We start from the raw sequence: 533 nt of genomic DNA, 5'->3' as shown, positions 1-533 counted from the left end.
TCGACGTCGTCACGCTTGGTGCCGCGCAGCAGCAGACCGGCGTTGTCGCCTGCCTGGCCCTGGTCCAGCAACTTGCGGAACATTTCCACGCCAGTGACGGTAGTCTTCTGGGTGTCGCGGATACCGACGATTTCGATTTCGTCGCCCACCTTGATGATGCCGCGCTCGATACGACCGGTCACCACGGTGCCGCGGCCGGAGATCGAGAACACGTCTTCCACCGGCATCAGGAACGGACGATCGACGTCACGGGTCGGCTCCGGGATGAAGGTGTCGAGCGCGTCGACCAGCTTCAGGATCGCCGGCACGCCGATTTCGCTCTGATCGCCGTCCAGCGCCAGACGCGCCGAACCGTGGATGATCGGAGTGTCATCGCCCGGGAAGTCGTACTTGCTCAGCAGCTCGCGCACTTCCATTTCGACCAGCTCCAGCAGCTCGGCATCGTCGACCATGTCGGCCTTGTTCAGGAACACGACGATGTGCGGCACACCGACCTGACGCGAGAGCAGGATGTGCTCGCGGGTCTGCGGCAT

At 63.6% G+C, this 533-nt stretch carries 1 protein-coding gene; it reads right to left on the bottom strand.

The annotated features are described in order from the left end of the window. The coding region (locus tag XcuCFBP2542_RS19035) for an EF-Tu/IF-2/RF-3 family GTPase (RefSeq protein WP_249027699.1) at positions 1 to 533 on the bottom strand (533 nt) is incomplete at both ends.

The organism is Xanthomonas cucurbitae (genome assembly GCF_002939885.1).
Classification (GTDB): Bacteria; Pseudomonadota; Gammaproteobacteria; order Xanthomonadales; family Xanthomonadaceae; genus Xanthomonas; species Xanthomonas cucurbitae.
Note: the sequence above shows the minus strand (reverse complement) of the source record. Positions and strands in the feature narration are given on the sequence as shown.